Below are 7,171 nucleotides of genomic sequence, written 5' to 3'. Positions count from 1 at the left end.
GTAAGGTGTTCGATCAGGGTCATTGGGTTACCTCTCAGAAAGTGAGGTGCGATTAGATCACAGTAATTCAGCAGATTCAATCTTTGTTAACAAAGTGCGATCCCGCCCTGCCGTCATCATAGGCCGTATTGAGCATATTAAAAGAAGGTTCGGGCGTCCCAAAACTACATAAAGGACCATAAGGATAGTCTTCAGTGTAATAATAGCCATAATGACCATAAGCGTCAGTCATGCCATTGCATTCATCCAAATCTCCTCTTCCTGCATCAAAATACCAATCTTCAACAAAAATGCCTCTTACATGCGTCGAAATTGGCGGAACAGGATCATTAGAGCCTATTGGTGCTTCACGCTCTGTGGTATAAGTTGTCCAACTCGACTTGGCTTTTCGTGTCACTCCAGCTTCAGTATCATAGAAGTAATGTCCATAAATAGGGAATCCATCGGGCGCAAAACCAATAACTGGAGAGCCGCTGGCGTCGACAATATTTGAATTCGGCTCCAAAATATCTCCCTCTTCAACATTCGATAATCCATGATTATCTGAATGATAATGATACCGCCCGCCAAAAGGATGACCGGTATATTCATCAAGCACTACATAATCTGGATTCGCAGCCGGAATGGCGTACCAGTCAGCAAATAATCCACATTGGCTTCTTGTGCCTAAACCAATTTGAAGCGGCGTAGTAAATTCAATGTTATAGCAAAATGCAGAGTCCATATCTAAATCAACCCCATTAAGCATGATCCCATTGAGCGTTATCCGTCCTCCTTGCTTGCGTACGTAGCTGGCTCTATTACCTTTGCTCGGATGTCGAGGCACAGTTAATACATAATCAAGCACATTAGGAGCAACTTGCGAAGAAAAATCGGTGCCTGTTGTCGTATTGGCTCCTACATCATGATGAGGGATATTATTACTGATAAGAGTACAAATATTATTATCAGCCGTAATAGTCAAATAACTATCATAAATAATGTTTTGTTGAGTATCATGGATCCTTGCCGAATAACTGCCAACATAAGATCCGCAATCTGGATTTCGGTTAACAAGTTTTAAATCGGTTATATCTCCTTGAGGATTTGGCGTTACATTGTTTTCAGGAACCGTCAGCCTAGGTCCACTTACCACTCGAGCAGAAGAACAAAATATACCGACGAAAATAAACGTTAACAATATGATATTACGCATTGTCATGTCCTATAACTTTCACTTCACTGCATACATACAATACAAATAAAATTAACCACTTAGACAATAAACACTCAGTAAACAGAGTGTCTTTAATGCTTTAATGAAAAGCTAATACATAATATAGTTCAAATTTTATAATCAGGTATTAAAGCTTAAAATCACACTGGGAAAAGACGGTATTGTAAAGTCGATGACAGACTCAACACAAAAAAGGCGCAAGCCTAAGAGCTGCGCCTTTAAATCGATAACATCAATATTATTTGACTGACATTTTATCTTATGTGGATTTTTTCACCGCTAATGCTTGAGTAATTTGCTCAATTGAGGTGCCGCCTAAGGCTTCACGTTTAGCCAAGCAGGACTCAATGGTCAAACATTCATACACATCGCCTTGAATGATATCGGCAAAACCTTGCAGCTCAGATAAAGGAAAATCTTCTAAGGGTTGCTGTTTCGCTATCGCCACCACAACCACTTCACCCACTACATGATGCGCCTCTCTAAAAGGCATCCCCTTAGCCACTAAATAATCGGCAAGCTCAGTAGAATTCGCGTAACCTTGCTGGGCCGCTTGTAGCGTTCTTTCACGATTAACGGTTAAGCCGTTTAGCACTAATGCCGCCATTTCAAGACAGATAGACCAAGTATCCATCACATCAAAGAGGCCTTCTTTGTCTTCTTGCATATCTTTATTATACGCAAGCGGTAAAGCCTTCATGGTGGTCAAAATCCCCATCAAACTGCCATAAACACGGCCTGTTTTTCCGCGAATAAGCTCAAGCGCATCAGGGTTTTTCTTTTGTGGCATTAAGGATGAACCCGAAGTGACTTGATCGTCTAATTCAATGAACCCCGCTTCACCACTATTAAAGAAAATCAAATCTTCAGCCATACGGCTCAAATGCATCATGCTAATGCTGGCATCACTACAGATTTCGACCACATGATCTCTATCCGATACAGTATCCAAACTGTTTAATGTCGGCGAAGCAAAACCAAGGGCCGCCGCTAACTTAACTCTGTCCATGGGGTAAGCCGTCCCCGCCAAAGCACCGGATCCTAGCGGACACTTATCAGCACGCTTTAAGGCATCTTGCAGGCGACTAATATCCCGATCGAACATTTCCACATAAGCTAAACACCAATGACCAAACGTCACAGGTTGCGCCCGTTGTAAATGCGTATACCCAGGCATCACCGCATCGAGCTCTCGCTCGGCTAACGCTAATAACTCAACGCGTAACTGACCTAATAAAACCAGTAATTGCTGACCTTCTTTTTTACACCAAAGCTTAAGATCGGTCGCCACTTGATCATTGCGCGAACGACCTGTGTGTAATTTTTTACCTAAATCACCCACTTTAGCAATCAATGATTGCTCGACGAAACTATGAATATCTTCTGCATCAGACTGCAAGATCAGCTCTGGTTTATCCCCCAACTCAGTGAGTAATTCATTAAGTGCTTGTTGCAATTGCTCACATTCTTGCACGGTGATCACGCCAACCTGATTGATCGCACTTGCCCAAGCTATTGAACCGACAATGTCTTGCTCAATGAGTCGATAATCAACAGGTAATGAATCATTAAACAGCTTGAATAACGCACTACTTTCCTGACTAAACCTACCACCCCATAATGCCATGCCGACGCCCTCTATTGATCTGTTTACCTACCAACCAAGTGAACGCCTGATACTTTAATCCTATCAGGCACACTCGTTATCGATTATTTAGTGTGTAATGCTCTGATCCGACTCGCCAAAGAATACAAACGGATAAAACCTTCGGCATCTTTTTGGTCATACACATCATCCGCACCAAAGGTGGCGAACGCTTCTGAATAAAGGCTGTTAGGAGAGCGTTTTTTCACCGCTTGCGCTTGTCCTTTATAAAGCTTAATTACTACTTCACCATTCACCAACTTGGCCAACGATTCAGAAGCCGCGAGTAAAGACTCGCATAAAGGCGTAAACCAACGACCGTCATAAACAAGCTGCGCCATTTGTGCGCCCACTTGCTCACGCCACTCACGACTGGTCTTATCTAATACCAGCTCTTCAATGGCTCTAAGCCCGGCAAACATCACCGTACCGCCGGGTGTTTCATAGCAACCACGAGACTTCATACCCACTAATCTATTTTCGGTAATATCAATACGACCCACACCGTGAGCACCCGCAATGTCATTCAATGTGGTTAAGGCACCGTAAGGTGTTAAGGCTTCACCATTAACATGCGTGATCCGCCCTTGGTCGATATTTAATGACACATATTCAGGTTCATTAGGTGCATCTTCAGGTGCCACCGTCATGATCCACACACCTTTAGTCGGCTCATTCCATGGATCTTCTAGCTCGCCACCTTCATGAGAAATATGCCAAGCATTAGCATCTCGACTGTAGATTTTAGTCAAGGATGCCGTTGTCTCAATATTACGCTCAGCTAAATAAGCCAATAAATCCTCACGACTGACCATTTCCCATTCACGCCAGGGCGCGATGACTCTTAAATCAGGGGCTAGCGCAGCAAAACAACCTTCGAAACGCACTTGATCATTGCCTTTACCCGTACAGCCATGACAGACCGCATCGGCACCCACTTTACGAGCCACTTCCACTTGCGCCTTCGCAATAATCGGTCTGGCCATCGAAGTACCGAGTAAATAGGTGCCTTCATAGATAGCCCCCGTGGCAATGGTTGGATAAATATAATCAGCCACCAGCTCTTCTTTTAAATCAACAATGTGACACTCAGACGCTCCTGAGGCTAACGCTTTTTCCGTGAGGCCTTCAAGTTCTATGTCACCTTGTCCCACATCGGCACAAAACGCGATAATTTCACAATTATCATAGGTTTCTTTTAACCAAGGAATGATGGCGGAGGTATCAAGACCACCCGAATAAGCTAACACGACTTTTTTTACGCCAGATTGTTTGATTTCAGTAGACATGTTTTTTCCTAAATTCGATTAACAACAATGCATTCATAACACACTCATTAATAATAAATGGTTCTTTAAGCTAGCAAGGTAACCAAAACAGCATTTTGTGCATGCATGCGGTTTTCAGCCTGTTGGAAAATCAGTGAACCTTCACCATCCACCACTTCACCGCTGGCTTCAACGCCACGATAGGCGGGTAAACAATGCATAAAATATTGCGCTCCCGCTTTTTCCATCATGGCTTGATTAACTTGATAAGGCTTAAATTTAGCCTCTATCTCTGCCAAATCAACATTATCTCCCATGGAGATCCATGTATCGGTGTAGATGGCATCATGATTAACAATATCATCAATGTTAGAGGTCAAGATTAATTCGCCACCATGTTGCTTGGCGAGTGCCTGTGCTTCAAACACCACTTGTCCATCAGGAAATTGTCCTAGCGGACACATCACTGTAAGACTGATACCTAGAATAGCCGCACCATACATCAATGAATGGGTGACATTATTACCGTCTCCCACATAAGCCAACTTTACTTGACTCAAGTCATCAAACTGCTCCGACAAGGTGAGAAAGTCTGCTAATCCCTGACAAGGATGATACAGATCAGATAACGCATTGATCACCGGGACGCTGCCGTGCTCAGCTAAACACTCAATAGTTGAATGTAAAAAGGTTCTTGCCACTATTGCATCAGCCCAGCAAGAAATGTTACCCGCAAAATCTGCAATAGGTTCACGTTTACCCAAGGCACCATTTTGCTGATCGAGATATAAACAGTGACCCCCTAGCTTATTGATGCCGATATCAAAGCTCACACGGGTTCTCAATGATGGCTTTTCAAATAACATCACCACACTTTTACCATCAAGTGCCTTACGATAATTCTCAGGATGAGTTTTGATATCTTTGGCCAACACTAATAAATCGAGTAACTGTGTTTGACTCAGATCTTTAATCGATAATAAATGCTTCATATTCTTTCCCTATGGCTGGATTTGTGTGCCAACCGACTCACCTTGACTCAATGCAATTAACTGACTGGCATCTCTCCAAGAGGCGATTTGCACCGCTTGTCCCATTGCCTGTGCCACTTCAAGTGCTGCTTCAACTTTCACTTTCATGCCTTTTTCGATGACGCCTTGCTTGGTTAGCTCACTAATTTGAGCTTGGTTTAAACTGGCAATTAATTGCCCCTTGCCATCGAGAACTCCGGAAACATCAGATAGCAGTACTAAATTACCCGCCACTAATTTTGCCAAAGCGGTGGCGGCTTGATCCGCATTCACATTCAATAAATCACCTGATGAACTCGCTGCAATCGAGCTAACAATCGGCATCAAACCTTGCGAAAGTATGAATGTCAGATAAGTCGCATCATTAGGGGTCACTTCACCCACCAAGCCTAAACGCTCATCTTTAATCTTAGCGTTAACTAAATTCGCATCCGCTAGACTCATACCGACACAAGTCACACCCGCCTTAATCGCAGCGGCTTGTAATGTTTTGTTTGATGTTCCCGCAAGCGCACCCACAATCACAGGCATTTGTACTGCAGGTGTGACCCTGAGTCCATCAAGCTTTTCGGTGACCATACCATTGGCCGTTAATTGCTCTTCAACTAAACAGCCCCCACCATGTACCATGATCAAAGGCTGCCCTTGAACCATCATTTTAGCTGCGGTTTCCATTAAACGGGCCATGCCCATTTCACATTGCAATAATGCACCGCCAACCTTGAGCACCATAGGCGTTTTGTTAACTGATTGCGTGTCTACATTGGTTACTGACATAAGTTAGGCTCTCTATCAATCATCAAATTAAAGCTTGTAATGAATCTTTATGCACTGGAGTGCCTGACTGGCAGCCCCTTTCATTAAGTTGTCAATCGCACTCGAGACCACCAGATAATGTGTTTGTTCATCAAACTTCCAACCCAGATGACAATTAGGGGTTTGCACCACATCATCTAGCTTAGGAAATTGATTATGCTTAACAGTGACTAAAGGTGAATTATCATAAACCCCGTACGCTTTTTCAATATCTTCTGTCGTCGTTCCCGCTTCAAGCTCAACGGTAATGGTAGCTAATATGCCACGTTTAAAATTACCTAAATGCGGTGTAAAAATCACCTCATGCCCCAAGTGGGTGGCAATTTCGGGCTGATGCCGATGACCTAAAACACCGTAAGGCATTAAACTGACTTCACAAAAACTAGTATGTAGCTGCACTTTTCTGCCAGCCCCTGTCACGCCACTTACCGCATTGATAACAGGTAAGGTCTGGGTCATTAAAGGGGCTAAAGGTTTCAAGGCGATTAATGATGCGGTGGGATAACAGCCCGGCACAGCAATCATCTTAGTCTGCTCAATTTGTCCCTGATCCCACTCGGCTAAGCCATACACAGCTTGGGCTAACACCTGAGGATATTCATGCTCAAATCCATACCATTTAGGGTATTGAGCCAGATCGCTAAAGCGATAGGCACCACTTAAATCAAATACCACTAACCCTTGTTGATAAAACCAAGCCGCTAAATGCAGACTCACCTTATGATCGGTTGCCAATACTACAGCGTCACATTCAGCAACAATAGTGTCTTTGGCATGGGGTGAAAGCGGCTGTAAAGCAAGTGAAATATGACTGTAATTAGGGTATAGCTCGCTCAGTAACTTATCTTTATCTAGACTGTTTTCAGATACATACAAACCTTGAATCGATAATGTTGGTTGCTCATAGATGAGTGCAGTCATTTGTGCACCGGTATAACCACTTGCGCCAATAATAGCAATACTTTTCATAATGGATAATTTCTCAACGTGACACATAACAATAAGGATAAAACATAAGGTAAATTTAAGATAAACACTCGCCTAAATACTCAGTCTAGCCGAAAGGATTATCGTCGAAGCAGAAGGTAAAGATCGGAAATGTGATGATCTAAACTGTACATTAAGTCAAACATGGTTACTCTCATTTATAGGTCACCGAATATGGTACTTATTTTAGCTAAATGCTAGACTAGCA

6 protein-coding genes are annotated in these 7,171 nt (G+C 43.1%); all 6 read right to left on the bottom strand.

The annotated features are described in order from the left end of the window. Nucleotides 1-76 precede the first annotated feature (76 nt). Complete coding sequence (locus L2764_RS17375) at nt 77-1,195, bottom strand: YHYH protein (protein WP_248941589.1); 1,119 nt, start codon at nt 1,193-1,195, stop codon at nt 77-79. A 280-nt stretch (nt 1,196-1,475) separates the two neighbouring features. Next, a complete protein-coding gene (gene argH, locus L2764_RS17370; protein ID WP_248941588.1) occupies nt 1,476-2,843 on the bottom strand; it encodes an argininosuccinate lyase in 1,368 nt (455 codons plus the stop codon). Between the two features lie 83 nt (nt 2,844-2,926). Further along, nucleotides 2,927-4,150: an argininosuccinate synthase gene (locus L2764_RS17365; RefSeq protein WP_248941587.1), complete on the bottom strand. Its 1,224-nt coding sequence runs from the start codon at nt 4,148-4,150 to the stop codon at nt 2,927-2,929. 65 nt (nt 4,151-4,215) lie between these two features. Then, nucleotides 4,216-5,121, bottom strand: a complete 906-nt coding sequence (locus L2764_RS17360) for an ornithine carbamoyltransferase (protein WP_248941586.1) — start codon at nt 5,119-5,121, stop codon at nt 4,216-4,218. A gap of 9 nt (nt 5,122-5,130) precedes the next feature. Then, nucleotides 5,131-5,937, bottom strand: coding sequence for an acetylglutamate kinase (gene argB, locus L2764_RS17355; protein WP_376708443.1), 807 nt, complete (start codon nt 5,935-5,937; stop codon nt 5,131-5,133). Nucleotides 5,938-5,964: 27 nt separating this feature from the next. Further along, the gene (gene argC / locus L2764_RS17350; RefSeq protein ID WP_248941585.1) at nt 5,965-6,945 is read right to left on the bottom strand and encodes an N-acetyl-gamma-glutamyl-phosphate reductase; all 981 of its coding nucleotides are present in this window, start codon (nt 6,943-6,945) and stop codon (nt 5,965-5,967) included. Nucleotides 6,946-7,171 lie beyond the last annotated feature (226 nt).

The organism is Shewanella surugensis (assembly GCF_023284005.1).
GTDB lineage: Bacteria > Pseudomonadota > Gammaproteobacteria > Enterobacterales > Shewanellaceae > Shewanella > Shewanella surugensis.
This window is presented reverse-complemented; position numbering and strand designations above follow the sequence as displayed.

What these genes read in the sequence shown, in the direction of transcription:
- L2764_RS17375 (WP_248941589.1), bottom strand. Translation starts at nt 1,195, where the DNA reads ATGCGTAATATCATATTGTTAACGTTTATTTTCGTCGGTATATTTTGT.
- argH (WP_248941588.1), bottom strand. Translation starts at nt 2,843, where the DNA reads ATGGCATTATGGGGTGGTAGGTTTAGTCAGGAAAGTAGTGCGTTATTC.
- L2764_RS17365 (WP_248941587.1), bottom strand. Translation starts at nt 4,150, where the DNA reads ATGTCTACTGAAATCAAACAATCTGGCGTAAAAAAAGTCGTGTTAGCT.
- L2764_RS17360 (WP_248941586.1), bottom strand. Translation starts at nt 5,121, where the DNA reads ATGAAGCATTTATTATCGATTAAAGATCTGAGTCAAACACAGTTACTC.
- argB (WP_376708443.1), bottom strand. Translation starts at nt 5,937, where the DNA reads ATGTCAGTAACCAATGTAGACACGCAATCAGTTAACAAAACGCCTATG.
- argC (WP_248941585.1), bottom strand. Translation starts at nt 6,945, where the DNA reads ATGAAAAGTATTGCTATTATTGGCGCAAGTGGTTATACCGGTGCACAA.